General features: G+C 57.1%; 2 protein-coding genes. Both read left to right on the forward strand.

Annotated features, from left to right (window positions below; genetic code table 11):
• On the forward strand, nt 1-386 hold a 386-nt coding region (locus tag GIV35_RS27185), incomplete at its 5' end, for a ribonucleotide-diphosphate reductase subunit beta (protein WP_177413714.1).
• Nucleotides 387-534: 148 nt separating this feature from the next.
• Nucleotides 535-1,023 (forward strand): DUF1289 domain-containing protein, encoded by a 489-nt coding sequence (locus GIV35_RS27190; RefSeq protein ID WP_105226748.1) that lies wholly within the window; start codon nt 535-537, stop codon nt 1,021-1,023.
• The last annotated feature ends 442 nt before the right edge of the window (nt 1,024-1,465 follow it).

The raw sequence follows: 1,465 nt of genomic DNA on the forward strand, positions 1-1,465 counted from the left end.
AGTACATCCTGCGCGATGAGTCGATGCACCTGAACTTCGGTATCGACGTGATCAACCAGATCAAAATCGAAAACCCGCACCTGTGGGATGCCGAGATGAAGGAAGAAGCGACCCAGATGATTCTGCAAGGGACTCAGTTGGAGATCGAATATGCGCGGGATACCATGCCTCGTGGGGTGTTGGGCATGAATGCGGCGATGATGGAAGACTATCTGAAGTTCATCGCGAACCGTCGCCTGTCGCAGATCGGCTTGAAGGAAGAGTACCCAGGCACGACCAACCCGTTCCCGTGGATGAGCGAGATCATGGACTTGAAGAAAGAGAAGAACTTCTTCGAGACCCGTGTGATCGAGTACCAGACCGGCGGCGCGCTGAGCTGGGACTGAATCCACACGAACCAATAAATGTGGGAGCGGGCTTGCTCGCGATAGCGCTGTATCAGTCACGGATGTACCCACTGACACACAGCTATCGCGGGCAAGCCCGCTCCCACATTGGCTATTGGTGATCCATAGACTTTGCAAGCAAGCCTTTATGCCCAACCAAACCATCAAAACCCCTTGCGTCGGCCTGTGCTCCACCGTCTACGGTGACCTGGTCTGTCGGGGCTGCAAGCGCTATCACCACGAGGTGATCCAGTGGAATGGCTATAGCGCCGAGGAAAAACAGGCGGTGTGGCTGCGCCTGGAGCAGTTGCTGGTACAGGTAATGGCCAGCAAGCTGGAAGTGTTCGACCCGCACTGCCTGCGACAGCAGCTGGAAGCGCGCAAGATTCGTTTTATGCCGCACCAGTCGCCGTATTGCTGGGCATACCAGTTGATTGCGCGGGGTGCGCGGGTGATTTCCAGGCTGGATGCCTATGGGTTGGCGCTGTTACCGGAGTTTCGTGAACGCCACCTGGCGGATTTGCGCGATGCGATAGATCGAGAGTTCTTTTTGCTGTCCGAGGCACATTACGAACGCTATATCGCCCCGGTTTTCTTGAAAGAGTCATTCGGGCCGGCGCTGATTGCCACGCGCTGACCCAAATCGCAAACACTGCGGGAACGCGGTACAACGCTGGACCTGTGGCGAGGGAGCTTGCTCCCGTGACGGCCCTGACAGCCGACGATGATCCAACTCACGCTCCGCGATCCAAAGTAGATAAGCGTCGACTATCAGGCCGTCATCGCAGGCAAGCCAGCTCCCACAGTTGGATGCCGGGGCTTCAGGTAGATAGGGATCGGCTGTCGTCATCACAGCATAGGTATCTACACAACTTCGGTACGACGCTAAACCTGTGGCGAGGGAGCTTGCTCCCGCTACGGCCTGGCAGCCGACGCTGATCTAACTGACGCACCGCGATCCAACTGTGGGAGCTGGCTTGCCTGCGAAGACGGCTTGACAGTCAACACAGTTGGACCGTGTACATATCCATTCCTGCGGTAACGGCCACTTAGGGTTCCGCCCTGACGGCGGCTCACTT

The sequence above is a fragment of the Pseudomonas sp. PA-1-6B genome (assembly GCF_021609545.1).
GTDB classification, from domain to species: Bacteria; Pseudomonadota; Gammaproteobacteria; order Pseudomonadales; family Pseudomonadaceae; genus Aquipseudomonas; species Aquipseudomonas fluorescens_BV.